Genomic DNA, 25430 nt, shown 5'->3' on the forward strand with positions numbered 1-25430 from the left:
TGGACTGAGAGGACAGGCATGTTTCATCGCTTATGGACATTAATTCGCAAAGAGCTGCAATCGCTGTTACGCGAACCGCAGACGCGAGCCATTCTGATTTTACCGGTGCTGATTCAGGTTATCCTGTTCCCGTTCGCGGCAACGCTGGAAGTCACCAACGCCACTATCGCTATCTATAACGAAGACAACGGTAAACATTCGGTTGAGCTAACCCAGCGCTTCGCCCGCGCCAGCGCCTTTACGCATGTTCTGCTGTTGAAAAGTCCGCAGGAGATCCAGCCCACCATCGACACGCAAAAAGCCCTGCTGTTGGTGCGTTTCCCGGCCAATTTTTCGCGTAATCTGGATACCTTCCAGCAGGCTCCCATGCAGATTATCCTCGACGGACGTAACTCCAACAGCGCGCAAATTGCCGCGAATTACCTGCAACAAATCGTTAAGGAGTATCAGCAGGAGCTGATGGACGGCAAGCCGAAACCGAACAACAGCGAGCTGGTGGTGCGTAACTGGTATAACCCGAATCTGGATTACAAATGGTTTGTGGTTCCGTCGCTGATCGCCATGATCACCACCATCGGCGTAATGATCGTCACCTCGCTCTCGGTTGCCCGCGAGCGCGAGCAAGGCACACTGGATCAACTGCTGGTTTCCCCGCTTACCACCTGGCAGATTTTTATCGGTAAAGCTGTGCCCGCGCTAATTGTGGCTACTTTTCAGGCCACCATTGTGCTGGCGATCGGCATCTGGGCTTATCACATCCCGTTTGCCGGTTCATTGGGGCTGTTCTATTTCACAATGGTGATTTACGGGCTGTCGCTGGTCGGCTTTGGTCTGCTGATTTCGTCATTGTGCGCCACCCAGCAGCAGGCGTTTATCGGGGTGTTTGTGTTTATGATGCCGGCGATTTTACTCTCGGGCTATGTCTCACCGGTAGAAAACATGCCGGTCTGGTTGCAGAATCTGACGTGGATAAACCCGATCCGCCATTTTACGGACATCACGAAACAGATTTACCTGAAAGATGCGAGTCTGCAGATTGTCTGGGGAAGCTTGTGGCCGCTGTTAGTGATAGCGGCCACGACCGGATCAGCGGCGTATGCGATGTTTAGACGCAAGGTTATGTAGCTTTTTGTCTTTCGCCAGCAGCGAGACCACGGCGGGTCCGGCAAGGATGACCAGCCCCGCCAGTGCCAGCAAAACGTTGTTTTGCAGCACGCGTGACAGCAGCCACAGCACAATCATTGCGGCACCGAAATACCACGTCGTGGTCAACTCTTCCAGCACATCAGCCACGTCGCGCCAGCGCTGTTCGTGGTGACGTTGCAATGCAAGCATCAATAAAACGGTAACGCCGTACACGACGCACAATCCCAGGCCGACATGCACCAGTCTGCCGCTCATCCAGCCCATTAGCAGCAACGCCACTACCAGTAAATGCAACACTATCTGCCAGCAACTTAGACCCGTTGCGACACGAACACGTTGTTGCCACCTCATGGCTATTCTCCTGAAGGATTTTCGACTAATTGTTCAGAGTACCGGACTTTACGGAAAATTCCGCAACACCGCATCTTTTTGTGACGACGACTACACTATTTTATTTAGGAAGTGACGCCATCGGGAGGCTCATGAGCGGATCGGGAGTTCAATTTTCATTCAATGTGCTCACCATTAATACTCACAAAGGGTTCACCGCCTTCAACCGGCGTTTTATTTTGCCTGAGCTACGGGAAGCCGTCAGAACCGTCGGCGCAGACATAGTGTGTCTGCAGGAAGTCATGGGGGCGCACGAAGCGCATTCGCTGCACATTGAGAACTGGCCGGATACCAGCCACTACGAATTTCTGGCGGACACGATGTGGAGCGATTTCGCCTACGGGCGTAACGCCGTGTACCCGCAGGGACATCACGGTAATGCAGTGCTGTCGCGGTATCCCATTGAGCATTATGAAAATCGTGATGTGTCAGTCGGTGCGAGTGAAAAGCGCGGAGTCCTTTACTGCCGCATCGTACCGCCAATGCTCTCCCTCCCCATTCATGTGATGTGTGTGCATCTCGGCCTACGTGAAGCTCACCGCCAGGCTCAGCTCTCGATGCTGGCAGACTGGGTTAACGCCCTGCCCAACGCGGAGCCCGTGGTGATTGCTGGAGATTTTAACGACTGGCGGCAAACGGCCAATCGCCCGTTGAAAGCCAAAGCTGGCCTTGACGAGATTTTTACCCGCGCCCACGGTCGCCCGGCGCGAACGTTTCCGGTGCAGTTTCCCCTGCTGCGCCTGGACAGGATCTATGTGAAAAACGCGAATGCCAGTACCCCAACGACGCTTGCGCTGCGTCACTGGCGACATTTGTCCGATCATGCCCCTCTGAGTGCGGAGATTCATTTATGAAATATGGCTGGCGTGAAGGCAATCAAATTCAACTGCTGGAAAACGGCGATCAATTCTACCCCGCCGTATTTGACGCCATTGAGCAGGCACAGCAAAAAATTATCCTTGAGACTTTTATCTGGTTTGAAGATGCGGTAGGAAAACAGCTGCATGCCGCGTTGCTCGAAGCCGCCCGACGAGGAATCAAAGCAGAGGTGCTGCTGGATGGCTACGGCTCGCCGGATCTGAGCGACAGTTTTGTTGAAGAGCTGACCGTAGCCGGTGTTGTTTTCCGCTACTACGATCCGCGTCCGCGTCTTTTTGGAATGCGCACCAATCTCTTTCGCCGTATGCATCGAAAAATAGTGGTCATTGATGACCGTGTTGCCTTTGTCGGCGGCATCAATTACTCCGCTGAACATATGTCGGATTACGGCCCGGAGGCCAAGCAGGATTACGCCGTGCGCGTTGAAGGTCCAGTCGTTGCTGACATTCTGAACTTTGTACTGGAAAACCTGCCCGGGCAAAGCGCCGTACGACGCTGGTGGCGACGTCATCACCGGGCAATTGACAATCATCGCCCCGGAGAAGCGCAGGCGCTGTTCGTCTGGCGCGATAACGAAGAGCATCGCGATGATATTGAACGCCACTATCTTAAAATGCTGACCCAGGCCCGACGGGAAGTGATCATTGCCAATGCCTATTTCTTTCCCGGTTATCGCCTGCTGCATGCCCTGCGTAAAGCAGCACGACGCGGCGTTCGGGTAAAACTCATTGTGCAGGGTGAACCGGATATGCCGATTGTGAAAGTGGGTGCCCGCCTACTGTACAACTATCTGGTTAAAGGTGGCGTCCATGTCTACGAATACCGCCGTAAACCTCTGCATGGCAAAGTGGCGCTGATGGACGATCACTGGGCGACGGTTGGCTCCAGCAATCTTGATCCGCTGAGCCTGTCGCTGAATCTGGAAGCGAATCTGATTATTCATGACCGCACGTTTAACCAGACCCTGCGCGACAACCTGAACCCTATTATTGCGCAGGACTGCAAGCGGGTTGATGAATCCATGCTGCCAAAACGCACCTGGTGGAACCTGACTAAGAGCGTGCTGGCCTTCCACTTTTTACGCCACTTCCCGGCGCTGGTCGGCTGGCTTCCGGCGCATACCCCGCACCTGGCCGAGGTAGAGCCGCCCGCGCAGCCCGCTCTGGAAACTCAGGACCGTATACAAACTGAGGATGCAGGAGGGAAAACCTGATGGCAAAAAACCACCGACGCTGGCGGTCAGTGAAAAAGATCCTCACATGGCTTTTTTTTATTGCGGTGATCGTGTTGCTGGTCGTTTATGCCAGCAAGGTCAACTGGCAGGAAGTGTGGACGGTAATCCGCGATTATAATCGGATTGCCCTGCTCAGTGCCGTAGGGTTGGTGATCGTCAGTTATTTACTTTACGGCTGTTATGACCTGCTCGGGCGCTACTACAGTGGGCACAAGCTGGCAAAACGCCAGGTCATGCTGGTGTCGTTTATCTGTTACGCGTTCAACCTGACGTTAAGCACCTGGGTGGGCGGTATTGGGATGCGATATCGGCTCTACTCGCGTCTCGGGTTGCCGGGGGGCACAATAACGCGGATTTTTTCGCTGAGCATTACCACTAACTGGCTGGGCTATATTCTGCTGGGCGGTTTTATATTCACCTTCGGCGTCGTCGAACTGCCCGCTCACTGGTATATCGATGAAGGCACATTGCGCATTTTAGGCATAGCGCTGCTGCTGATTATTGTTGTTTATCTGTGGTTTTGCACCTTCGCTAAACATCGTCACATCACCATCAAGGGCCAAAAGCTGGTGCTCCCCTCCTGGAAATTTGCCCTCGCGCAGATGGCGATATCCGGGACTAACTGGATGGTTATGGGGGCGATTATCTGGTTGTTGCTGGGTCAGAATATTAACTATTTCTTCGTGCTTGGCGTGCTGCTGGTAAGCAGTATTGCCGGGGTTATTGTGCATATTCCGGCAGGGATCGGCGTGCTGGAGGCGGTGTTTATGGCGCTGCTGGCGGGAGAGAATACGTCTCAGGGCACGATCATTGCTGCCCTGCTCGCGTATCGCGTGCTGTACTATTTTATTCCGCTACTGCTGGCGCTGATGTGTTATTTGCTGTTGGAGAGTCGGGCGAAAAAGCTGCGGGTAAAAAACGAGAAGGCGATGGCGAAATGATGGTGCTTATAGTGCCGGATGCGGCTTAACGCCTTATCCGGCCTACTTTCGATACACAACTGTAGGCCGGATAAGCGCAGCGCCATCCGGCAACAGACAATTAACGACGATTGCCGAAAATACGCAGCAGCATCAGGAACAGGTTGATGAAGTCCAGATACAGCGTTAAGGCCCCAAGAATCGCGTATTTACGCAGATTGGAGCTGTCTCGCAGGTCGATCTGCTCACCGATATTTTTCAGCTTCTGCGTGTCATAGGCGGTCAGACCGACAAACACTATCACCCCGATATAGGTCACCGCCCACATCAGCGCTTCGCTCTTCAGCCAGAAGTTAACCAGCGAAGCCAGCACAATACCGATCAGCGCCATAAACAGCATATTGCCGAAGCCGCTCAGATCGCGCTTGGTGGTGTAGCCATACAAACTCATGATCCCGAACATCCCGCCAGTGACCACGAAGGTGCTGGCGATAGACGAGTAGGTATAGACAATAAAGATGCTTGATAGCGTCAACCCGGTTAATGCCGAATAGAGCATAAACAGAGTGGTCGCCATACCCGCGCTCAGCCTTTGCACCATGCCGGACAGAACAAACACCAGCGCCAGTTGAGCGATGATCAGGCCAAAGAAGGTGATTTTGCTGGAGAAGACAAACATCATCACCGCGGGCGTATTTGCCGCATACCAGGCGATAAACGCCGTCAGCAATAGTCCGCAGGTCATCCAGCCGTACACCTGCGCCATATACGTTTGCAGGCCGGAACGGGCCTGTACAATAGAATCGGATCGTGGGAATCGGTCCATGACAATCTCCTGAATCAGTATGAGCCTACAACAATTGTACTCTACCAGCGTTTTGCTGCTAGCTTATCACTGTCGCGGGCGTCAACCCAGCGCTCACCTTCCGGCGTGGCCTCGCGCTTCCAGAACGGCGCGCGGGTTTTCAGGTAATCCATAATGAACTGCCCGGCATCAAACGCGCTGCTGCGATGCGCGCTGGTCACGCCAACAAAAACGATCTCGTCACCCGGCCACAGTTCGCCAATGCGATGGATCACCGTCACCCGACCCAGCAGCCAGCGCGAACGCGCTTCGTCGACAATCTCCGCCAGCGCTTTTTCGGTCATTCCCGGATAGTGTTCCAGCGTTAACGCCTTAACGCTGTCACCGAGATTGTGATTGCGCACTTTACCGGTGAAAGTGACTACCGCGCCGTCTTCATCGCGCTCTGTCAGCCAGGGATACTCATCCCCGACGCTGAACGGCGCATGGCCAACAACAATTCGCGTTTCAGCCATTTTAGCCTCCGGTTACCGGCGGGAAGAAAGCGACTTCATCACCCGCGTTAAGAGGATGGTCAAAACTGACCAGCGTCTGATTCACCGCCGCCAGCAGCTTGCCGTCTTCCAGCGCCAGCGCCCAGCGATCGCTTTGCGCCGCCAGATGCTTGCGCAGCGCTTCTACCGTTGCAAACTCGGCGGCAACTTCTAACGCATCGGTGTTCACCAGTTCCCGTACCTGAGCAAAGAAAAGAACCTTAATCATGCGCATCCACCTTAAAATCACCCGATTTGCCGCCGCTTTTTGCCAGCAAACGCACCGGACCAATCACCATATCCTTTTGCACCGCTTTGCACATATCGTAGATGGTCAACGCCGCCACGGAGGCTGCCGTTAACGCTTCCATTTCAACGCCGGTTTTACCGGTCAGGCGACACAGCGTTTCAATACGTACGCGATTGTGCTCCGGCTCGGCGTGCAAATTGACTTCGACCTTGCTCAACATCAGTGGGTGACACAGTGGGATAAGATCCCAGGTCCGTTTGGCAGCCTGAATACCGGCAATACGCGCCGTGGCGAAAACATCACCCTTATGGTGACTGCCGTCGATGATCATCGCCAGCGTTTCGCTACGCATGGTTACAAATGCTTCTGCACGCGCCTCGCGTACGGTTTCCGCTTTGGCGGAGACATCCACCATATGCGCTTCGCCAGCGGCGTTAATATGAGTCAGTTGCGACATACTTATTTCTTCAAATGTGGGTGGAAATTACACGGACGCGTACGGGCATCAAGCTGCGGCGCAATGATATTTTCCCAGGCAGTACGACACGCTTTGGTCGAACCCGGCATGGCAAAAATCAGCGTTTTATTGGCCACCCCGGCAATCGCGCGGGATTGCAGCGTCGCGGTGCCAATCTCTTCAAACGACAGCATACGGAATACTTCGCCAAACCCTTCGACTTCTCTGTCGAACAGCGGTTGCAGCGCTTCCGGCGCCTGGTCCCCTTCGGTTAAGCCAGTGCCACCGGTAATGAGCACCACCTGTACATCGTCACTGGCAATCCAGGCAGAAACCTGGGCGCGGATGGCGTAGCGGTTCTCTTTGACAATCGCCTTATCGACAATCTGATGACCCGCTTCTTGCGCCGAGTCACGCAGATAATGGCCGGAGGTGTCATCTTCTTCGCCGCGACGGTTAGAAACAGTAAGAATAGCAATGCGTGTCGGGATAAATTCAGCGCTTACCTGACTCATGAAAAACTCCTTTTAGCGATCAGCCGCCAATGTAAGATAAGTTTTGCGTAATACCGGTATTGTTCTGATGCAGGAAATGGGTCTGCTTTTTCTCCAGCAGCGCGGCTGAAATACGTTCTTCCAGCGCCGGTTGCTGAGCATCGTCTTCCAGCAAATCACGCAGGCTTACGCCGCCTTCACCAAATAAACACAGATGAAGCTTGCCGACAGAGGAAACGCGCAGACGATTACAGGTGGCGCAGAAGTCTTTCTCATAAGGCATGATCAGACCAATTTCGCCAACATAATCAGGATGACAGAAAACCTGAGCCGGGCCGTCGCTACGCTGTCGGATCTGGTGGATCCAGCCGCGACGCAGCAGCTCATCGCGCAGTACCTGTCCGGAAATATGGTGTTTACGGAAGAGAGAGCTGCCCTCGCCCGTTTCCATCAGTTCAATAAAACGCAGTTGGATTGGTCGAGGTTGGATCCACGCCAGGAAGGTGTCCAGTTGATGATGGTTTACGTCGCGCATCAGCACGGTGTTGACTTTCACTTTTTCAAAACCGGCATCAAAGGCGGCATCAATGCCTGCCATCACCTGCTGAAACTTGTCCTGTCCGGTAATGGCGTGAAACTGACGGGCGTCGAGGCTGTCGACGCTGACGTTGAGCGCGGTCAGTCCGGCATCGCGCCAGGCGGCGGCATCGCGCGCCAGACGATAACCATTGGTGGTTACCGCAATCTGGCGAATGGCGTCGTTTTCGCGCACGGCGGCGATAATGTCAGTGAAGTCGCGACGCAGTGAAGGTTCGCCCCCCGTCAGACGCACTTTTTCCGTTCCCAGACTGGCGAACGCACGCGTGACACGGCGAATTTCATCAACGGTTAAAAAGCCGTTATTGGTGACCCCGCCGGGCTTATAGCCATCCGGCAGGCAGTAGGTGCAACGAAAGTTACACACATCGGTAATCGACAAACGTAAGTAGTAAAACTTACGTGCAAAAGCATCGGTAAGTTGAGAGCCCATGTACACCTTTCCAAATACGGGAGACGTAGTCATTTCTTCCTGCGCCCTGGTGACAAACTTTTTCAAGTCTTGTCACGGCCAAAGCACCGTATCATTTGACCCAGGTGCAGAGGCTAGAGTGTTTATACTCATCATACTTCGAGTTGCAGATGCGTTGGCTTACGGCAACTCAAATTTTTAAGAGTACTTTGTGGTTATGCCGATACTAGCGTGTAAATGGCGCTTTTGCCATGTACACTTTCGCTGTATAAATATGTATATAGCGACATGATCGTGCAATTTCGCTACAGAATAAGCAAAAATCACAGTTTTGCATTGATATACATCATCTTGCCATCAGGTGAGTGTCGTCAGAAAGGAGTAGATCGCAGAAAAAAATTACGGCAGATGCCGACTGGATAATTGCTGAAAACACGCTATTTACGTTACTGTAGCGCCGATCAATTGATATCAGGAAAATATATGCGCACTCGCACGCTGGCAGATCTGGACCGCGTTGTCGCTCTCGGCGGAGGGCATGGATTAGGACGCGTTCTCTCCTCTCTTTCCCCATTAGGTTCCCGCCTGACGGGTATCGTCACCACCACCGATAACGGCGGGTCGACAGGTCGTATTCGTCGCTCTGAAGGAGGGATTGCCTGGGGAGACATGCGTAACTGTCTGAACCAGTTAATTACCCAACCCAGCGTTGCATCCGCTATGTTTGAGTATCGTTTTGGCGGTAATGGCGAACTTTCCGGGCATAACCTCGGAAATCTGATGTTAAAGGCGCTCGATCACCTCAGCGTGCGGCCTCTGGAAGCTATCAATTTAATTCGTAGCCTGCTGAAAGTTGACGCACATTTAATTCCGATGTCGGAGCTGCCGGTGGATCTGATGGCCATTGATGACCAGGGACACGAAGTTTATGGCGAAGTGAATATCGATCAGCTCACCGTCCCACCTCAGGAACTGATGCTTTCGCCAAAAGTCCCGACTACACGGGAGGCCGTTGAGGCTATCGCTGAAGCGGATTTAATTTTGATAGGCCCCGGCAGTTTTTACACCAGCCTGATGCCGATTCTTTTACTCGATGAAATGTCACAGGCATTACGTCGCACACCGGCTCCGATGGTCTACATAGGCAATCTTGGACGCGAATTAAGCCTGCCAGCAGCCAGCCTGACGCTTAGCGATAAGCTGGCCATTATTGAACAGTACGTAGGGAAGAAAGTGATTGATGCGGTGGTTGTGGGGCCGAAAGTGGATGCTTCCGCCGTTACCGACCGCGTTGTGATCCAGGAAGTGCTGGAAGCCAGCGATATTCCCTACCGTCATGACCGCCAGCTATTGCATAGTGCGCTGGAGAAAGCGGTGCAGGCGCTGGGCTGAACGGATTTGCCTGATGCGCTTCGCTTATCAGGCCTACAAAACGAATTGCTCCGGCATCAAACAATGCCTGATGCGCTTCGCTTATCAGGCCTACAAAACGATTTGCTCCGGCATCAAACAATGCCTGATGCGCTACGCATATCAGGCCTACAAATCGAATTGCTCCGGCATCAAACAATGCCTGATGCGCTGCGCTTATCAGGCCTACAAAACGAATTGCTCCGGCATCCGGCCTACGTACGCTATCTACCCCGTAGGTCGGATAAGGGTTTACCCCGCATCCGACACCGCCTTACGATGCCGCAATAAACAACTCGCGCAACTGATGCAACTGGTCACGGATTGTCGCGGCCTCTTCAAACTCGAGATTCTGCGCGTGTTGCATCATCTGCCCTTCCAGCTCGTGAATCTTCTGCTGCAGCGCTTTTGGCGTCATATCCAGTTCGACAACCTCAGACTTCGCGCCTGCGCGTGACTTCCCTTTGCCTTTCGCTTTGGTCTTCGCAATATTCTGCCCCAGCGCCAGAATATCGACCACTTTCTTGTTCAGCCCCTGCGGCGTAATACCGTGTTCTTCGTTATAGAGCTGCTGCTTCTCACGACGACGTTCGGTTTCACCAATCGCTTTAGCCATAGAGGCGGTAATTTTATCACCGTAAAGAATCGCCTTACCGTTGATGTTACGCGCCGCACGACCGATGGTCTGAATAAGTGACCGTTCAGAACGCAGGAACCCTTCTTTGTCTGCGTCCAGAATCGCCACCAGGGAGACCTCAGGCATGTCCAGACCTTCACGTAACAGGTTGATACCCACCAGCACGTCAAACTCGCCCAGACGCAGGTCACGAATGATTTCCATACGTTCCACGGTATCGATGTCAGAGTGCAGATAACGCACCCGTTCGCCGTGTTCTTCTAGGTATTCTGTGAGGTCTTCCGCCATCCGTTTGGTGAGCGTGGTGACCAGCACACGTTCGTTAATCGCCGCACGGGTGCGGATCTCAGATAGCAGATCGTCAACCTGCGTCGCCACCGGGCGCACCTCAATGACCGGATCCAGCAGGCCGGTCGGTCTTACTACCTGATCGACCACATCATCACCGGATTTCTCCAGCTCATAGTTGCCCGGCGTCGCCGAAACGTAGATGGTTTGCGGGGCCAGCGCTTCAAACTCTTCAAATTTAAGCGGACGGTTATCCAGCGCAGACGGCAGACGGAATCCGTATTCGACCAGGGTTTCTTTACGCGCCCGGTCACCGCGATACATGCCGCCAATTTGCGGGATAGTCACGTGAGATTCATCCACCACCAGCAGGCCATCGGCAGGCAGGTAATCAAACAGCGTCGGCGGCGGCTCGCCCGGACCACGCCCGGACAGATAGCGGGAATAGTTTTCAATCCCCGAGCAGTAACCCAGCTCGTTCATCATTTCCAGATCGAACTGGGTACGCTGACTTAAGCGCTGTTCTTCCAGCAGTTTGTTATTTGCCAACAGGACTTTTCGCCGCTCTGCCAACTCAACTTTAATTTCTTCCATCGCCTGTACAATACGTTCGCGCGGCGTCACGTAGTGCGTTTTGGGATAGATGGTAAAGCGCGAAATAGTGGATTCGACCTGCCCGGTAAGCGGGTCAAACAGCGACAAACGTTCGACCTCTTCATCAAACAGTTCCACGCGCAACGCGATGTCGTCAGATTCCGCCGGGAATATGTCGATCACTTCACCGCGCACGCGGAAGGTCCCGCGCTGGAATGCCTGATCGTTACGGGTATATTGCAGCTCCGCCAGACGACGCAGGATCGCGCGCTGGTCGATAATCATCCCCACCGTCAGGTGCAGCATCATTTTTAGGTATAGATCCGGGTCACCCAGACCATAAATCGCGGAAACCGACGCCACGACGACGACATCCCGTCGCTCAAGCAACGCTTTGGTTGCTGACAGACGCATCTGCTCAATGTGTTCGTTAACCGAAGCATCCTTCTCGATGAAGGTGTCAGAACTTGGCACGTAGGCTTCCGGCTGATAATAGTCGTAGTAGGAGACGAAATACTCCACCGCGTTATCCGGGAAGAACTCTTTCATCTCACCGTACAACTGCGCGGCAAGCGTCTTATTGGGGGCCAGCACCATGGTAGGGCGCTGTAGGTCCGCAATCACGTTCGCGATGGTGAATGTTTTCCCCGACCCCGTCACCCCCAGCAACGTCTGATGCGCCAGACCATCCTCCAGACCTTCTTCCAGGCGACGTATCGCCTCAGGCTGATCGCCAGAGGGTTTAAAAGCGGAATTTAGTTTGAACGGTTTACTCATGAGCAGCTACCTGAAGCAATGGGCGGGCAGGTGTGTAATTTTACTCGCAGCAGTATATTTTGCCAGTAAAATATACTGGATGAAAAAACAGTAACGCGCCAGAATATTTCTGTTACGCCAGCAAAATGGCCGTGACTACAGGCTAAAATTTGTCCGCAGGCAAGATAAAACACCAGCAAAAATGTGTTATCCCCAAACCAATGACTTTTTTAACATTTGTCAAGCTACCCGATGAAAGTTTTGTGGCAACACATGACACTTCTGCGACAGCCATTGCATTTATCTAACACACTGTAATTTAATGACTATTATCTCAAGCCGTCTTTCGCATCAATTTAGTCGCAGGCCGCGTCTTCTCTCGCTTACCTTGTGTTTTCTAACTCTAATACACAAGGTTATCCACAGGAATAGTGGATAACTGCCTCCAGCCCGTACGGACTGTAGCCTGGCAAAAACGTCCTGATGATCTTTTCTGGTGGGATAAAAAAAAATTATCGCTATTTTTTGATATTTATCAGCTAACGAAGCGACCTGGGATGGCCGAGATCTTGCTCGCATTTTCATCATTTTCCTGCCTGCACCATCACAACGCCACCAGGCACTGACAATGTGCACACTGCGGCGCTCATCCACAACAAGCCGGATACCGCAACCCGCTCAATACGCTATTCTGCTGTATTTTCCCCTAATTCCGCTTCTGGCAAGAGATTTGCAGTTTTCTCCCGACCATCAGCCCGCAAGGCGGATATCATCATGAGGGAGAAATCTATGTTGAGTCTTCGTGCAGTGAATCACTATTACGGTAATCAACACTCGCTTTGGGATGTCGATCTCGACCTGTTGCCCGGTAAATGTACCGCCGTGCTGGGTCTTCCAGGGATGGGAAAAACCACGCTGGCCAATTGCATCATCGGCAATTTACCGATTGAGAGCGGAACCATGTTCTGGCATCAGGCTGGCGCACCACCTTGCGATCTGCTTCAGATTCCGGCGGCAAAGCGCATTGCGCTGGGTATTAACTGTGTATCACAGGAACGGCGAATTTTTTCGCAGCTGACGGTAGAGGAAAATCTGCACATTGCGCGCCAGGCGGTCGAGGAAAGCGAAGCGATGAACAGCAGCGATATTTACCGCCTGTTTCCGCAGCTGTTTGTACTGCGTCAGGCCAAAGGGGTGGCATTGTCAGAGGAAAATCAGCACCAGCTTGCACTCGCCAGTGCGCTGGTCACTCGCCCGCGCCTGCTGATTCTCGATGAGCCGACGCGAGGAAGTGGCCAGGCGTATATCCACAAACTGGGGAATCTGATTGTGAGGCTAAGCCAGGAGCTTGGCATCGCCATTATGCTCGCGGAGCAGAGCCTGCCGTTCATTCGTCGGGTCGCCGACTGCTATTGCTTGTTACATCGTGGACGCAACGTGGCTCAAGGACAAATAACACAATTCAGCGACCCGCTAATCAACGACTGGTGGATGCCGGAGACAAAGCGCTAAGATCGATATAACGACCTGTCGATGCTCGTTCCGGCTCTTCTGCCAGCCAGGGTATTTCCCCCAGTAGCGGAGCCGCAAGCGCACGCTTTAGCGTCGCCATATATTCAGCATGACGCTTGCCAGGTGGCATCACATCATTGGCAACCCATCCGGCGAGCGCCAGCCCGGCCTGCTGCACCGCCTGGGCGGTCAAAATGGCATGGTTGATACAACCGAGCTTAACACCAACCACCAGAATCACCGGCAGTTGTTCCGCTTTTACCCAGTCAGAAAAACTCAGCGTTGGTGAAAGTGGCGTAAACCATCCGCCTGCGCCTTCCACCAATACCCAGTCAGCTTGTTCTTCAAGCAAGCGTAAACCCGCAGACATCACTGAAGCCTGAATGGGGCGTCCTTCGTCAGCACTGATGATATGCGGTGAGGTAGGTTCGGCGAAGGTATACGGATTGATGGCCGCATAATCCACTGCCACAACGCTGTTGCGCTGTAGAGCCAGCGCATCGCTGTTTCGTAGACCTTCAGCCGTCATTTCACTGCCTGACGCCACCGGCTTATAGCCGACTGTTCGCAACCCCAACTGTCCCGCAGCCTGAAGCAACGCACAGCTGGCGATAGTTTTACCTACTTCGGTGTCCGTCCCGGTGACAAAATATGTGTTAGTCACGTTGAATCACTCCCAAAAAAAGATGATAGGTCAGCGGATATTTACCCTGCTGACAGGGCCAGGCGAGCTGTAACTGGCGCAACTGCGAGCGGGTCAGCACACGCTGCTCGCGTCCATCATGCAAATGCGTCGCGCCAATGCCCTTTAGCGAGCGCATGGCGCTCAGTGCATCATCAAACCACAGCGTGACGGCATGAGACTGGTATTCAACGTCCCAGCCGCACAGAGCGTTTTCCAGTTGCTCCACGGGCAAAAAACGGTTGGCATGCTCCCGGTCATCAACCGCTCTCCACGCCTGACGAAGTTCCGGCATCGACCCTTGCGCCAGCGTACTAAACGCCACCGCCCCGCCAGGACGCACCACCCGGTATAGCTCGCGTAACGCGCCGCGCAGGTCGTTGCACCACTGCACGGCCAGATTGCTCCAGGCCAGATCGAAAGTGGCAGCGGCCTGCGGAATGGCTTCGATATCCGCCAGCAGATAGTGATGGGCGACATCGTGACGCTGCGCTTGCGTAAGCATTTGCGCCGACAGATCCAGCGCACAGACCTCGCTCCCCTGCTCCCGCCAGTAACGACTCATACGCCCAGGCCCACAGCCCGCGTCCAAAACCCGTGAGAACGCCCGGCCATTGAGTTGTGCCAGTAGCGCATCGGCGCTCTGACGCTGAAGCTCCGCATGTTGCTCATAGTGCGTGGCCGCGCGACCAAACGCAGCGGCAATCGCCTGCTTATTGACCTGCGCCATGCAGCACCTCCAGTAAGTTGTCGATATCCTGGACTTCATGCGCCTGGGTCAGCGTAATCCGCAGCCTGGCCGTCCCAACCGGCACCGTCGGTGGACGAATCGCCGTCACCCAGCACCCCTGTTGCCGTAACGTCTGTGCCAGTTGCAAGGCTTTATGATTGTCGCCAACGATCAGCGGTTGAATAGCGCTGTCTGAATGTGCCAGCGTCAAATCCGTAGTATTCACCCCTGCGCGAAAACGCTGGATCAGCATCGCCAGCTTTTCTCTGCGCTCATCGCCTTCGCGGCTGCGGATCACCGCCAGCGCGGCGCGCAAGGCCTGAGCCTGGGCTGGCGGCATGCTGGTGCTGTAGATCAGATGACGGGCAAACTGCAGCAGATAATCGGCCACGCTATCAGAACACAGGATCGCCGCACCGCTGACGCCGAACCCTTTGCCAAATGTCACCACCAACAGCTCAGGTTTCACCTGCTGTCGGGAGCACGAACCACGCCCTTCCTCACCGCTTACGCCAATCCCATGCGCATCATCCACCAGCAGCCACGCGCCCTGCCGTTTCGCCACCGCGTGGATTTCTGCCAGCGGCGCGCTGTCGCCATCCATGCTGAACACGCCTTCGGTGACCACCAGCTGCTGCCCCGGACAGGGGGCTGTCAGCAGACGCTCCAGATGTTGCGAGTCGTTATGAGTAAAGCGACGTAACACGGCAGGGCTAAGACTGGCAGCCTCCAGCAGCGAGGCATGGCTGAGCCTGTCGGCAACAATCTTGTCATCTTTTCCCATCAGTGCGGCAATGACCGCCTGATTGGCGGCAAAACCAGAGATGAACAACAGCGCCCGGGAATAGCCGAGCCACTGCGCCAGGTCTTCTTCCAGCGCCTGATGAGCAACGGAATAACCGCTGACATGGCCCGAGCCGCCACTGCCGACGCCAAAATGCTCAGCGCCCTGCTGCCACGCGCAGATAATCTGCGGATGGTGGCTTAAGCCGAGGTAGTCGTTGCTGGAGAAATTCAGATACTGGCGACCGTCGGCCTGCAGCCAGCGCCCGGCACCCTGCATCACCGCATAGCGCTGACGCAACGCATCAGCACGACGACGCGCTGTTAGCGCATCGTCAATTTTTTGCTGCCAGGTCATACGGTTGCCGCGTTGTAGTAATCGTCGGTATCCGGGGTACGCAGCGCCTGCTCCAGACGTTGTTGCTGTTCGTTATCGCCCGCCAGTACCGCCGTTTGCTGCGGGTTAAGACCCAGCTTGCGAAATAACAGCAAATCCTTATCTTCGTTCGGGTTCGGGGTGGTCAGCAGTTTGCAGCCGTAGAAAATCGAGTTGGCCCCGGCCATAAAGCACATCGCCTGGGTTTGTTCGTTCATCTGCTCGCGCCCGGCAGAAAGACGCACGTATGAGGTCGGCATCATGATACGCGCCACGGCGATAGTACGAATAAAATCAAAAGCATCTACGTCGTCGTTATCGGCAAGCGGCGTGCCCTTCACTTTCACCAGCATGTTGATCGGCACACTTTCCGGCGGCGTCGGCAGATTCGCTAATTGCAGCAGCAGACCCGCGCGGTCGGTCACCGTTTCGCCCAGCCCAACAATCCCGCCGGAGCAAACTTTAATGCCCGCCTCGCGCACTTTATCCAGCGTATCCAGGCGCTCCTGGTACGAGCGGGTGGTGATGATATTGCCGTAAAATTCCGGCGAGGTGTCGAGGTTGTGGTTGTAGTAGTCCAGACCCGCATTGGCCAGGCGCTGGGCCTGAGATTCGTCCAGCGTGCCCAGCGTCATACAGGCTTCCAGCCCCAGTTCTTTCACGCCCTGAACCATTTGTTCCAGGTACGGCATATCGCGCTCATGCGGGTTCTTCCACGCCGCGCCCATGCAAAACCGCGTTGAACCGGCCTGCTTCGCCTTACGTGCCGAGTCCAGTACCTGTTCAACTTCCATTAACCGTTCTGTTTCCAGACCGGTTTTATAGCGGGAGCTTTGCGGGCAGTATTTGCAATCTTCCGGGCAAGCACCGGTCTTAATCGACAGCAGCGTACTAACTTGTACCTGCTGCGGGTCGAAATGCTGGCGATGAACCTGCTGCGCTTCAAACAGCAGATCCAACAGCGGTTTTTCAAATAATTCGGTGACTTGCGACATTGTCCAGCGAGAAGAATGAGCCATATTGGTATACGTTTCGTTGTTAGTTTGGTGTAGACTCGTAAACCTAAATCTTTTTAATTTGGTTTACAAGTCGATTATGACAACGGACGATCTTGCGTTTGACCAACGCCATATCTGGCACCCATACACCTCCATGACCTCCCCGTTGCCGGTTTATCCGGTGGCGCGTGCCGAAGGTTGCGAACTGACCTTAGCCAGCGGTGAGAAGCTGATTGACGGCATGTCATCCTGGTGGGCGGCAATCCACGGTTACAATCACCCGCAGCTGAACGCCGCGATGAAAACGCAAATTGATGCCATGTCGCATGTGATGTTTGGCGGCATTACCCATGCCCCGGCCATTGCGCTGTGCCGCCAGTTGGTGGCGATGACCCCAGAGGCGCTGGAGTGCGTTTTTCTCGCAGATTCAGGGTCGGTCGCCGTAGAAGTTGCAATGAAAATGGCACTGCAATACTGGCAGGCTAAAGGCGAATCCCGCCAGCGTTTCCTGACATTTCGTAATGGTTACCATGGTGATACCTTCGGCGCGATGTCGGTCTGCGATCCTGACAACTCAATGCACAGTCTGTGGAAGGGATACCTGCCGGAGAACCTGTTTGCCCCAGCCCCACAAAGCCGCATGGGCGGCGAGTGGGACGAACTGGATATGGTGCCTTTTGCCCGTCTGATGGCCGCGCATCGCCACGAAATTGCGGCGGTGATCCTAGAGCCAATCGTACAGGGCGCTGGCGGTATGCGCATGTATCATCCCGAATGGTTAAAACGCATCCGTAAGATGTGCGACCGTGAAGGGATACTGCTGATTGCCGATGAAATCGCCACCGGATTTGGTCGTACAGGCAAGCTTTTTGCCTGCGAGCATGCCGACATCACTCCGGACATTTTATGCCTGGGCAAAGCGTTAACCGGCGGAACAATGACCCTTTCTGCAACCCTCACCACCCGCCAGGTTGCGGAAACCATCAGCAACGGTGAAGCCGGATGCTTCATGCACGGCCCGACCTTTATGGGCAATCCGTTGGCCTGCGCCGTCGCCTCCGCCAGCCTGTCGTTAATCGAAACCGGCGAGTGGCGCGCGCAGGTAGCGGCCATTGAAGCGCAGCTGCGGGCAGAACTCGCCCCGGCGGCGGACTGCAGTTGGGTCGCGGACGTACGCGTGCTCGGCGCCATCGGCGTCATCGAAACCACGCATCCGGTGAATATGGCAGCGTTACAGAAGTTCTTTGTCGAACAGGGCGTGTGGATAAGACCGTTTGGCAAGCTCATCTACCTGATGCCGCCGTACATTATCCAGCCCGATCAGTTACGTCGCCTGACGCAGGCCGTGAACGAGGCTGTGCGCAATGCAACATTTTTTAGCGATTAATCAGCGGTAAGCTCTACGGTTTCTGGCTACACTTTTTGGCTAACGAGAGGAGTCAGCATGAAACTAATCAGTAACGATCTGCGCGATGGCGATAAGCTTGGGCATCGCCACGTCTTTAACGGCATGGGCTATGACGGGGATAATATTTCCCCCCACCTGGCGTGGGATGACGTACCCGCAGGAACCAAAAGCTTTGTCGTGACCTGCTTTGATCCTGATGCGCCAACCGGCTCCGGCTGGTGGCATTGGGTGGTGGTAAATCTGCCGGCTGATACCCGCGTACTCCCACAAGGATCCGGCTCCGGGCTGGTTGCACTGCCGGATGGGGTGATTCAGACCCGTACAGATTTTGGTAAAGCCGGTTATGGCGGCGCTGCGCCGCCGAAGGGTGAAACCCACCGCTATATCTTTACGGTTCACGCCCTGGATGTGGAGCGTATTGATGTCGATGAAGGTGCCAGCGGCGCGATGGTTGGATTTAACGTCCATTTCCACTCGCTCGCCAGCGCCTCGATTACGGCGATGTTTAGCTAAGCTGTGTTGTGCCGGATGTCGGCTTCGCCTCATCCGGCCTACAAAGCAGACCGTAGGCCTGATAAGACGCGTCAGCGTCGATATCAGGCAATTTTCTACAGAAATTCAGGCAGCAATTGCAGCAACGTTCCTTGCGCTAACAGCTCGGTCGCGCACTCAATATCCGGGGCAAAAAAGCGATCCTGCGTGTAGTGTGCAACCTGCTCGCGCAGCGCTTGTCGCGCCTGCTCCAGCAACGGACTGGAGGTTAACCCTTCACGCAGGTCAATCCCCTGACACGCCGCCAGCCACTCCACGGCAATCACGCCGCGCGTATTTGCTGCCATCTCCCACAGTCTGCGTCCCGCCGCCGGAGCCATAGAAACATGATCTTCCTGGTTGGCGGATGTCGGCAAGCTGTCCACGCTGTGCGGATGCGCCAGCGCTTTGTTCTCGCTCGCCAGCGCGGCGGCGGTTACCTGAGCAATCATAAAGCCGGAGTTAACCCCACCGTTTTTCACCAGGAACGGCGGCAACTGCGACATATGTTTGTCCATCATCAGCGCAATGCGCCGCTCTGATAACGAGCCAATTTCCGCAATTGCCAGCGCCAGATTATCTGCCGCCATCGCCACCGGTTCAGCATGGAAGTTGCCGCCGGAAATCACATCGCCCTCTTCGGCAAACACCAGCGGGTTGTCGGAAACCGCGTTGGCTTCAACCAGCAGAACATCCATCACCTGGCGCATTTGTGTCAGACACGCCCCCATCACCTGTGGCTGACAGCGCAGAGAATACGGGTCCTGCACCTTTTCACAGTTATGATGCGACTGCGAAAGCGCGCTAGAGTCGGTCAACACATGACGGTATAGCGTTGCGGCATCAATCTGCCCACGCTGCCCTCGCGCGGCATGAATACGGGCGTCAAACGGACGACGGGAGCCCAGCACGGCTTCTGTGGTCAGCGCCCCGCACACCGTCGCAGACGCAAACAGTTCCTGAGCTTCAATTAACCCGCGCAGTGCAAAGGCGGTGGAAGCCTGAGTGCCGTTGAGCAGCGCCAGCCCCTCTTTCGCCTCCAGCGTGATCGGCTCCAGTCCGGCCTTTTTCAGCGCGTCGGTAGCCGGGAGCCATTCCCCCTGCCAGCGCGCTTTACCTTCGCCCAATAGCGTCAACGACATATGTGCCAGCGGCGCCAGGTCGCCCGATGCGCCCACCGACCCTTTCGCCGGGATCAGTGGATACACCTCGGCATTCACCAGCGCAATCAGCGCTTCAATCACGCTCAAACGAATGCCGGAAAAACCACGCGCCAGGCTGTTGATTTTCAGCACCATAATCAGGCGAACCATTGCGTCATCCAGCGCCTCGCCAACGCCTGCCGCATGGGAAAGCACCAGCGAACGCTGTAAATTCTGCAAATCTTCCGTGGCGATACGGGTCTGAGCCAACAGGCCAAAGCCGGTATTAATGCCATACGCCGTACGGCCTTCAGCGACAATATTATTGACGCAGGCGACGCTGGCATTGATTGCATCAATCGCCCCGGCATCCAGGTTCAGTTTGACCGGCTGCTGCCAGATTTCACGAAGCTGGGTAAAACTCAGATGGCCCGGGGTGAGTGTCATGGTGTTCATATCAGCGTTTCTCCTGCGTCGCAGCAATCATTGGCAAATTCAGCCCTTCTTCAACGGCGCACTCCACCGCAATGTCATACCCGGCGTCGGCGTGGCGCATCACCCCGGTAGCCGGATCGTTATGTAATACCCGGGCGATGCGCGCCGCGGCCTCATCGGTACCATCGCAAACAATCACCATCCCGGCATGCTGAGAGAAGCCCATGCCAACCCCGCCGCCATGATGAAGCGACACCCAGGTTGCTCCGCTGGCGGTGTTAAGCAGCGCGTTCAACAGCGGCCAGTCGGATACGGCGTCTGAACCGTCGCGCATAGCTTCTGTTTCGCGGTTTGGGCTGGCAACAGAACCGGAGTCCAGATGATCACGGCCAATAACAATCGGCGCGGATACTTCACCGCAGCGCACCATTTCATTAAACGCCAGCCCCAGCTTTTGTCGCCACTCCAGGCCGACCCAGCAGATACGCGCTGGTAAGCCCTGGAAGTTAATCCGCTCACGCGCCATATCCAGCCAGTGATGAAGGTGCTTATCATCAGCCACGATCTCTTTCACTTTGGCATCTGTCTTATAAATATCCTGCGGATCGCCCGACAGCGCCACCCAACGGAACGGGCCTATGCCGCGACAGAACAGGGGGCGAATATAAGCAGGTACGAATCCCGGGAAATCAAAGGCATTTTCCACGCCCATCTCTTTGGCCATCTGGCGAATGTTGTTGCCGTAATCAAACGTCGGCACGCCCATTTTGCTAAACGCCAGCATCGCCTCAACGTGCGTTGCCATTGAACGTTTCGCCGCCTGCACCGTGCCCTGGGGATCGGACACCGCTTTTGCCTGATACTCTTCCCAACTCCAGCCGCACGGCAGATAACCATGCAGCGGATCGTGGGCGCTGGTCTGGTCGGTGACCATATCCGGGCGCACACCGCGCTTCACCAGTTCCGGCACAACGTCGGCGGCATTAGCACACAGCGCAATGGAGACGGCTTTACCCTCGCGGGTGTATTTGTCGATACGCGCCAGCGCATCGTCAAGCGATGTCGCCTGCTCGTCGACGTAACGGGTACGCAGTCGGAAATCAATTCGGCTTTGCTGGCATTCAATGTTCAGCGAACACGCACCCGCAAGTGTAGCGGCTAGCGGTTGTGCTCCGCCCATGCCGCCCAGCCCGGCGGTCAGCACCCAGCGTCCGCTGAGGTTACCCTGATAATGCTGACGCCCGGCCTCAACGAAGGTTTCATAAGTCCCCTGCACGATGCCCTGGCTGCCGATGTAGATCCAGCTCCCGGCGGTCATCTGGCCGTACATCGCCAGCCCTTTGGCGTCCAGTTCGTTGAAGTGTTCCCAGGTAGCCCAATGTGGCACCAGGTTGGAGTTGGCAATCAGCACGCGCGGTGCGTTGTCGTGAGTTTTGAATACGCCTACCGGTTTACCAGACTGGACCAGCAGAGTTTCATCGGTCTCCAGTTTGGTCAGCGCGTTGACGATGGCGTCATAACATTCCCAGTCCCGCGCGGCGCGGCCAATCCCACCGTATACCACCAGCTCATGCGGATTTTCCGCCACATCGGGATCCAGATTATTCATTAACATACGCAGCGGCGCTTCGGTCAGCCAGCTTTTGGCCGTTAAGGTGGTGCCGCGTGGGGCACGAATATCCTGCTGACGATATTTGCTATGGGACATGACAGAAAACTCCTCGCGAACGTCGGATAGATAAGTAACATATACTTGTCTATACAAGCTGCAGCAAGGGTCATTTTAACAATTAAGATACATTTTTATTATATTGCGTCAGCAATCACGGTTTTCATGTCCTGTATCAGGACATAAACCGTCCTTGCAGGCGATAGCGAGAACCCGGGAACAGCAAACGGGCATGAGAGACAATGGATGACGCAGACCAGGTTTTACGGCGGATCAGCAGGCAGGGATCGTGTTCTTTGATATTCAGCAGCGCGCACTCTTCAGCGCTGGCACGTACCGCTTCAACAATATGCTCACCTTCCGTTAAAGGGGCTATCAACGACAGGTATGCGTGCGGTGTAGTCTGGCTGTAATCCTGCGCCAGATACTCCGGCACAATTTCGGCATTCACACAGCGATCTTCAATCTGTACCGGCAGATCGTTCTCGTAATGAACCATGACAGAGTGAAAAATGGAGGTGCCTTCTTTGACGTTTAACACCAAAGCCTGCTGCGCGTTGGCCTGGGTTTTTTCCAGCGTCAGCACTTCGCACCGGTGCTGATGCTGACGGGCGTTGATTTCATCCGCGATGCTGCGGATTTCAAACAGCGCGGACTGACCTTTGGGCTCGGCGACAAACGTCCCCACGCCCTGCAAACGCACCAGTAAACCTTCATCCGTTAACTCACGTAGCGCCCGGTTGATGGTCATGCGGCTGAAACCATACTGAGCCACCAGCTCTGCCTCAGACGGAATGCGATCGTGAGGCTGCCAGATACCGCTGGCAATTTTTTCGCTGATCTCCTGTTTGACCTTTTCGTAAAAAGGAGCCGGAGCAGAACGGGATGGGAGCATGCGTGAGCCTTCCTTAAGCTGAAAATGTGAGTGGGTAGAATTTACAGGCATTACCCGAGCCTGATAAGCGCAACGCCATCAGGTATATCAGTGCCACCAGTGGGCGATTTGCCAGCCTAATCGCGCCGCCACGCGTGCTGCTCTGCCATCATCGTCAAAGCGTGGATTAAATTCAACCATATCCACCGCCAGGAGTTTACCGCTACGACACAGAGGCTCAATCAGTCTCAGCAGCGTCGCCAACGGTACGCCAAGCGCGGCGGGGGCCGACACGCCGGGCATTTCCCACACCGGCAGCACGTCGAGGTCGATTGTCAGATAGATGACATCCAGATTGGCAATGAACTGCGCTAACTGCGCCTGCGCCGTATCGCAATGCAGATCCTCCACCACGGTAACACCGAGCCGCTGGGCCTCATCCCAAAGCGCCTGGGTGTTTGCCGCCCGACTGACTCCGATACAGGCATAGTGAAATTCACGCTGCTGTTCATCGCAAAGCTGCGCCAACTGGCGAAATGGCGTACCGGATGTAGCTTGTTCAGCTTTGCGCAAATCGAGATGCGCATCGAAGTTGACTATCCCCACTTTCGCCTGCGGGAACGCATCCAGTACGCCCGCGCCGTGCGCAAAGGCAGTTTCGTGTCCCCCGCCCAAAACAAAGGTACGCATGTTCTCGTGCTGACAGCGCTGTACCGCATTGCGTAACGCCTGCTGCGCGCCCTCAAGATCGGGAGCCTGCGCCACAATATTTCCCAGATCCACCAGTCGATTGTGCCCATCATGACTGGCTAAATTCGCCAACGCCTTTCGCAACACATCGGACGCTCCCGCGGCGCCCGTGCGCCCCTGATTGCGTTTAACGCCTTCGTCGCAGGCAAACCCGAGTAACGCTATCTGCTCGCGGTACATTTCTGGGCTAAACGTCTGGCTCAGGGTGATAGTCTGAAACAGGCGCAGCGCATTCGGCGATTCGGCGCGGTCATCACGTCCCTGCCACAGCGCAGCTGAAGCTGGTTGCCAGTTAGTCATGCTATTTGTCCTTTGAATACGCGTTGGTAGAGTGGGTTACGCCCGGGTTCATACAGGATCTCGACCGGGAGGGTTGCATCCCACACCACAAAATCGGCCACAAACCCGGCCTTCAATTGACCGTGGGTGGCATGACGCCCCAGTGCCCGGGCCGCATGACGGGTTACGCCCGCCCATGCTTCTTCCGGCGTCAGGCCAAACTGAACACAGGCCATATTCATCGCCCAGTGCAGGCTGATAAACGGACTGGTACCGGGGTTAAAATCTGTCGCTACCGCCATCGGTACCTGATATTGACGCAGCAACGCTACCGGTGGGCGCTGCTGCTCTTTGAGGAAATAGAATGCGCCGGGCAGCAGCACGCCGACCGTACCGCTTTGGCTCATCGCCGCTACACCCGCTTCATCAAGGTATTCAATATGATCGGCGGATAGCCCGTGGTAGCGGCTTACCAACTGTGCGCCGCCAAGCAATGACAGTTGTTCGACATGACCTTTAATCGGGATGCCCAGCGCCTGCGCAGCCTGAAACACCCGCTCGCTCTGCGCCAACGAAAAACCAACGCTTTCACAGAACAGATCGACGGTCTCAAACAGCCCTTGTTCCCACAATTGCGGCAAAATGGTCTCACACACCAGCGTAATATAGCCGTCAGGATCATCCCGGTATTCCGCTGGAGTTGCATGCGCGGCCAACAGCGTCGGGCTGATTTCAACGATACTCTCTGCCGCCAGCGCTGCCACCACGCGCAATATTTTCTCTTCTGTCGTCAAATCCAGGCCGTAGCCGGATTTTATTTCCAGCAGCGTAACACCTTCTTTGATCAGCTGTTCCATCCGCTGATGAGCTACGTGTAAGAGTTGTTCATCCGTGGCGCTGCGGGTCGCCGATACGGTGGCATTGATCCCCCCACCCTGAGCGCTTATCTGCTGGTAGGAGACACCATTTAGCCGCTGCTCCCACTCACCTGCGCGGTTTCCGCCAAAGACCAGATGCGTATGGCAATCAATCAGGCCAGGCGTAATCAGCCTGCCCTGCATATCAAAAGTATTGTCATGCGTGAGATATAACGATGATTCCGGGACGATATCGCGAATCTTGCCCTGGCGGACGATCAGCGCGTGACCATCCAACAGCCCATATGGGGTACCACGTTCAGGGTCCATAGTCGCCAGACGAACATTGCGCCAGATAACATCATCAGGGAAGAATTGCTGCATTCGACTCACCACTTGTCATAGGTTGTATAGACATTTATTTTTGATTATAGGGATGTTGTCAACCTGAAGGACCGTAATTGTTATGTATTTGTGATATAAGGACTCTCCGCGCCGGGCTTTGTGGTGATAAAAACAACTTTTTACCTTTTAACCTTCCCGTTTCGCTCAACTTAGTATAAAAAAGCAGGCTTCAATGGATAACTTTTCAAAGCCCGGAG

Annotated in this window: 25 protein-coding genes and 1 riboswitch; of the genes, 8 read left to right on the top strand and 17 right to left on the bottom strand. The window is 55.0% G+C overall.

The window, feature by feature from the left end; genetic code table 11:
• The first annotated feature begins 18 nt into the window (after positions 1 to 18).
• Positions 19 to 1125 (top strand): ABC transporter permease, encoded by a 1107-nt coding sequence (locus OGX90_RS20740; RefSeq protein ID WP_008784194.1) that lies wholly within the window; start codon positions 19 to 21, stop codon positions 1123 to 1125.
• Here the strand turns inward: OGX90_RS20740 and OGX90_RS20745 are convergent.
• Positions 1087 to 1497 (bottom strand): YbhQ family protein, encoded by a 411-nt coding sequence (locus tag OGX90_RS20745; protein ID WP_286607828.1) that lies wholly within the window; start codon positions 1495 to 1497, stop codon positions 1087 to 1089. The genes OGX90_RS20740 and OGX90_RS20745 overlap by 39 nt on opposite strands.
• Before the next feature lie 131 nt (positions 1498 to 1628).
• Between OGX90_RS20745 and OGX90_RS20750 the strand changes: the two genes are divergently transcribed.
• From OGX90_RS20750 to OGX90_RS20760, 3 genes are read left to right on the top strand one after another with little or no spacing between them, the layout of a single operon-like run.
• The gene (locus OGX90_RS20750) at positions 1629 to 2390 is read left to right on the top strand and encodes an endonuclease/exonuclease/phosphatase family protein (protein WP_100272730.1); all 762 of its coding nucleotides are present in this window, start codon (positions 1629 to 1631) and stop codon (positions 2388 to 2390) included.
• Positions 2387 to 3628, top strand: coding sequence for a cardiolipin synthase ClsB (gene clsB, locus OGX90_RS20755; protein WP_032942766.1), 1242 nt, complete (start codon positions 2387 to 2389; stop codon positions 3626 to 3628). The genes OGX90_RS20750 and clsB overlap by 4 nt, the downstream gene beginning before the upstream one ends.
• The gene (locus tag OGX90_RS20760; RefSeq protein ID WP_286624620.1) at positions 3628 to 4590 is read left to right on the top strand and encodes a lysylphosphatidylglycerol synthase domain-containing protein; all 963 of its coding nucleotides are present in this window, start codon (positions 3628 to 3630) and stop codon (positions 4588 to 4590) included. The genes clsB and OGX90_RS20760 overlap by 1 nt, the downstream gene beginning before the upstream one ends.
• A 100-nt stretch (positions 4591 to 4690) precedes the next feature.
• Here the strand turns inward: OGX90_RS20760 and OGX90_RS20765 are convergent, their stop codons facing one another.
• The 6 genes from OGX90_RS20765 to moaA form a co-directional block, all read right to left on the bottom strand.
• A complete protein-coding gene (locus OGX90_RS20765) occupies positions 4691 to 5395 on the bottom strand; it encodes a Bax inhibitor-1/YccA family protein (RefSeq protein WP_003831536.1) in 705 nt (234 codons plus the stop codon).
• Positions 5396 to 5436: 41 nt separating this feature from the next.
• Positions 5437 to 5889 (bottom strand): molybdopterin synthase catalytic subunit MoaE, encoded by a 453-nt coding sequence (moaE, locus tag OGX90_RS20770; protein ID WP_286624623.1) that lies wholly within the window; start codon positions 5887 to 5889, stop codon positions 5437 to 5439.
• Position 5890: 1 nt separating this feature from the next.
• Complete coding sequence (gene moaD, locus OGX90_RS20775) at positions 5891 to 6136, bottom strand: molybdopterin synthase sulfur carrier subunit (protein WP_003831530.1); 246 nt, start codon at positions 6134 to 6136, stop codon at positions 5891 to 5893.
• The gene (gene moaC, locus OGX90_RS20780) at positions 6129 to 6614 is read right to left on the bottom strand and encodes a cyclic pyranopterin monophosphate synthase MoaC (RefSeq protein ID WP_003035188.1); all 486 of its coding nucleotides are present in this window, start codon (positions 6612 to 6614) and stop codon (positions 6129 to 6131) included. The genes moaD and moaC overlap by 8 nt, the downstream gene beginning before the upstream one ends.
• A gap of 2 nt (positions 6615 to 6616) precedes the next feature.
• On the bottom strand, positions 6617 to 7129 hold the full coding sequence (moaB, locus tag OGX90_RS20785; protein ID WP_003035187.1) for a molybdenum cofactor biosynthesis protein B: 513 nt from the start codon (positions 7127 to 7129) through the stop codon (positions 6617 to 6619).
• 19 nt (positions 7130 to 7148) lie between these two features.
• Complete coding sequence (moaA, locus tag OGX90_RS20790) at positions 7149 to 8138, bottom strand: GTP 3',8-cyclase MoaA (RefSeq protein ID WP_032934386.1); 990 nt, start codon at positions 8136 to 8138, stop codon at positions 7149 to 7151.
• A riboswitch (molybdenum cofactor riboswitch) is annotated at positions 8126 to 8271 on the bottom strand. Its footprint overlaps the gene before it by 13 nt.
• A gap of 329 nt (positions 8272 to 8600) precedes the next feature.
• Between moaA and yvcK the strand changes: the two genes are divergently transcribed.
• Positions 8601 to 9509, top strand: a complete 909-nt coding sequence (gene yvcK / locus OGX90_RS20795) for a uridine diphosphate-N-acetylglucosamine-binding protein YvcK (RefSeq protein ID WP_003831525.1) — start codon at positions 8601 to 8603, stop codon at positions 9507 to 9509.
• 292 nt (positions 9510 to 9801) lie between these two features.
• On the opposite strand, the gene uvrB is transcribed toward yvcK, so the two are convergent.
• Positions 9802 to 11823, bottom strand: a complete 2022-nt coding sequence (gene uvrB, locus OGX90_RS20800; RefSeq protein ID WP_008784186.1) for an excinuclease ABC subunit UvrB — start codon at positions 11821 to 11823, stop codon at positions 9802 to 9804.
• 768 nt (positions 11824 to 12591) lie between these two features.
• Between uvrB and OGX90_RS20805 the strand changes: the two genes are divergently transcribed.
• The gene (locus OGX90_RS20805) at positions 12592 to 13314 is read left to right on the top strand and encodes an ABC transporter ATP-binding protein (RefSeq protein ID WP_008784184.1); all 723 of its coding nucleotides are present in this window, start codon (positions 12592 to 12594) and stop codon (positions 13312 to 13314) included.
• Here the strand turns inward: OGX90_RS20805 and bioD are convergent.
• The 4 genes from bioD to bioB are packed head-to-tail and all read right to left on the bottom strand — an operon-like array spanning position 13280 to position 16904.
• Positions 13280 to 13978, bottom strand: coding sequence for a dethiobiotin synthase (bioD, locus tag OGX90_RS20810; protein ID WP_234692243.1), 699 nt, complete (start codon positions 13976 to 13978; stop codon positions 13280 to 13282). The genes OGX90_RS20805 and bioD overlap by 35 nt on opposite strands.
• Positions 13971 to 14726, bottom strand: coding sequence for a malonyl-ACP O-methyltransferase BioC (bioC, locus tag OGX90_RS20815; protein ID WP_032942762.1), 756 nt, complete (start codon positions 14724 to 14726; stop codon positions 13971 to 13973). The genes bioD and bioC overlap by 8 nt, the downstream gene beginning before the upstream one ends.
• On the bottom strand, positions 14710 to 15867 hold the full coding sequence (gene bioF / locus OGX90_RS20820; protein WP_286624626.1) for an 8-amino-7-oxononanoate synthase: 1158 nt from the start codon (positions 15865 to 15867) through the stop codon (positions 14710 to 14712). Before bioF ends, bioC begins: the two co-directional genes overlap by 17 nt.
• On the bottom strand, positions 15864 to 16904 hold the full coding sequence (gene bioB / locus OGX90_RS20825) for a biotin synthase BioB (protein ID WP_008784180.1): 1041 nt from the start codon (positions 16902 to 16904) through the stop codon (positions 15864 to 15866). The genes bioF and bioB overlap by 4 nt, the downstream gene beginning before the upstream one ends.
• 76 nt (positions 16905 to 16980) lie before the next feature.
• On the opposite strand from bioB, the gene bioA reads away from it, so the two are divergent.
• Both bioA and OGX90_RS20835 read left to right on the top strand, forming a co-directional pair.
• Positions 16981 to 18270, top strand: a complete 1290-nt coding sequence (bioA, locus tag OGX90_RS20830; RefSeq protein ID WP_174770540.1) for an adenosylmethionine--8-amino-7-oxononanoate transaminase — start codon at positions 16981 to 16983, stop codon at positions 18268 to 18270.
• A 57-nt stretch (positions 18271 to 18327) separates the two neighbouring features.
• Positions 18328 to 18804, top strand: a complete 477-nt coding sequence (locus OGX90_RS20835; RefSeq protein WP_103284915.1) for a kinase inhibitor — start codon at positions 18328 to 18330, stop codon at positions 18802 to 18804.
• 95 nt (positions 18805 to 18899) lie between these two features.
• Here OGX90_RS20835 and hutH read toward each other — a convergent pair whose 3' ends face one another.
• The 5 genes from hutH to hutI form a co-directional block, all read right to left on the bottom strand.
• On the bottom strand, positions 18900 to 20420 hold the full coding sequence (gene hutH, locus OGX90_RS20840) for a histidine ammonia-lyase (protein ID WP_111465897.1): 1521 nt from the start codon (positions 20418 to 20420) through the stop codon (positions 18900 to 18902).
• 1 nt (position 20421) lies between these two features.
• Positions 20422 to 22107 carry a urocanate hydratase gene (hutU, locus tag OGX90_RS20845; protein WP_008784176.1) on the bottom strand — a complete coding sequence of 562 codons (1686 nt, stop codon included), beginning with the start codon at positions 22105 to 22107 and terminating at the stop codon, positions 20422 to 20424.
• A 136-nt stretch (positions 22108 to 22243) separates the two neighbouring features.
• Positions 22244 to 22963: a histidine utilization repressor gene (locus OGX90_RS20850; RefSeq protein ID WP_003831502.1), complete on the bottom strand. Its 720-nt coding sequence runs from the start codon at positions 22961 to 22963 to the stop codon at positions 22244 to 22246.
• 87 nt (positions 22964 to 23050) lie between these two features.
• Positions 23051 to 23992: a formimidoylglutamase gene (gene hutG, locus OGX90_RS20855; RefSeq protein WP_267439330.1), complete on the bottom strand. Its 942-nt coding sequence runs from the start codon at positions 23990 to 23992 to the stop codon at positions 23051 to 23053.
• Positions 23989 to 25212: an imidazolonepropionase gene (hutI, locus tag OGX90_RS20860; protein ID WP_286624629.1), complete on the bottom strand. Its 1224-nt coding sequence runs from the start codon at positions 25210 to 25212 to the stop codon at positions 23989 to 23991. The genes hutG and hutI overlap by 4 nt, the downstream gene beginning before the upstream one ends.
• Positions 25213 to 25430 lie beyond the last annotated feature (218 nt).

The sequence above is a fragment of the Citrobacter sp. Cpo012 genome, assembly GCF_030333015.1.
Lineage (GTDB): Bacteria > Pseudomonadota > Gammaproteobacteria > Enterobacterales > Enterobacteriaceae > Citrobacter > Citrobacter portucalensis.

What these genes read in the sequence shown, in the direction of transcription:
- OGX90_RS20740 (WP_008784194.1), top strand. Translation starts at nt 19, where the DNA reads ATGTTTCATCGCTTATGGACATTAATTCGCAAAGAGCTGCAATCGCTG.
- OGX90_RS20745 (WP_286607828.1), bottom strand. Translation starts at nt 1,497, where the DNA reads ATGAGGTGGCAACAACGTGTTCGTGTCGCAACGGGTCTAAGTTGCTGG.
- OGX90_RS20750 (WP_100272730.1), top strand. Translation starts at nt 1,629, where the DNA reads ATGAGCGGATCGGGAGTTCAATTTTCATTCAATGTGCTCACCATTAAT.
- clsB (WP_032942766.1), top strand. Translation starts at nt 2,387, where the DNA reads ATGAAATATGGCTGGCGTGAAGGCAATCAAATTCAACTGCTGGAAAAC.
- OGX90_RS20760 (WP_286624620.1), top strand. Translation starts at nt 3,628, where the DNA reads ATGGCAAAAAACCACCGACGCTGGCGGTCAGTGAAAAAGATCCTCACA.
- OGX90_RS20765 (WP_003831536.1), bottom strand. Translation starts at nt 5,395, where the DNA reads ATGGACCGATTCCCACGATCCGATTCTATTGTACAGGCCCGTTCCGGC.
- moaE (WP_286624623.1), bottom strand. Translation starts at nt 5,889, where the DNA reads ATGGCTGAAACGCGAATTGTTGTTGGCCATGCGCCGTTCAGCGTCGGG.
- moaD (WP_003831530.1), bottom strand. Translation starts at nt 6,136, where the DNA reads ATGATTAAGGTTCTTTTCTTTGCTCAGGTACGGGAACTGGTGAACACC.
- moaC (WP_003035188.1), bottom strand. Translation starts at nt 6,614, where the DNA reads ATGTCGCAACTGACTCATATTAACGCCGCTGGCGAAGCGCATATGGTG.
- moaB (WP_003035187.1), bottom strand. Translation starts at nt 7,129, where the DNA reads ATGAGTCAGGTAAGCGCTGAATTTATCCCGACACGCATTGCTATTCTT.
- moaA (WP_032934386.1), bottom strand. Translation starts at nt 8,138, where the DNA reads ATGGGCTCTCAACTTACCGATGCTTTTGCACGTAAGTTTTACTACTTA.
- yvcK (WP_003831525.1), top strand. Translation starts at nt 8,601, where the DNA reads ATGCGCACTCGCACGCTGGCAGATCTGGACCGCGTTGTCGCTCTCGGC.
- uvrB (WP_008784186.1), bottom strand. Translation starts at nt 11,823, where the DNA reads ATGAGTAAACCGTTCAAACTAAATTCCGCTTTTAAACCCTCTGGCGAT.
- OGX90_RS20805 (WP_008784184.1), top strand. Translation starts at nt 12,592, where the DNA reads ATGTTGAGTCTTCGTGCAGTGAATCACTATTACGGTAATCAACACTCG.
- bioC (WP_032942762.1), bottom strand. Translation starts at nt 14,726, where the DNA reads ATGGCGCAGGTCAATAAGCAGGCGATTGCCGCTGCGTTTGGTCGCGCG.
- bioF (WP_286624626.1), bottom strand. Translation starts at nt 15,867, where the DNA reads ATGACCTGGCAGCAAAAAATTGACGATGCGCTAACAGCGCGTCGTCGT.
- bioB (WP_008784180.1), bottom strand. Translation starts at nt 16,904, where the DNA reads ATGGCTCATTCTTCTCGCTGGACAATGTCGCAAGTCACCGAATTATTT.
- bioA (WP_174770540.1), top strand. Translation starts at nt 16,981, where the DNA reads ATGACAACGGACGATCTTGCGTTTGACCAACGCCATATCTGGCACCCA.
- OGX90_RS20835 (WP_103284915.1), top strand. Translation starts at nt 18,328, where the DNA reads ATGAAACTAATCAGTAACGATCTGCGCGATGGCGATAAGCTTGGGCAT.
- hutH (WP_111465897.1), bottom strand. Translation starts at nt 20,420, where the DNA reads ATGAACACCATGACACTCACCCCGGGCCATCTGAGTTTTACCCAGCTT.
- hutU (WP_008784176.1), bottom strand. Translation starts at nt 22,107, where the DNA reads ATGTCCCATAGCAAATATCGTCAGCAGGATATTCGTGCCCCACGCGGC.
- OGX90_RS20850 (WP_003831502.1), bottom strand. Translation starts at nt 22,963, where the DNA reads ATGCTCCCATCCCGTTCTGCTCCGGCTCCTTTTTACGAAAAGGTCAAA.
- hutG (WP_267439330.1), bottom strand. Translation starts at nt 23,992, where the DNA reads ATGACTAACTGGCAACCAGCTTCAGCTGCGCTGTGGCAGGGACGTGAT.
- hutI (WP_286624629.1), bottom strand. Translation starts at nt 25,212, where the DNA reads ATGCAGCAATTCTTCCCTGATGATGTTATCTGGCGCAATGTTCGTCTG.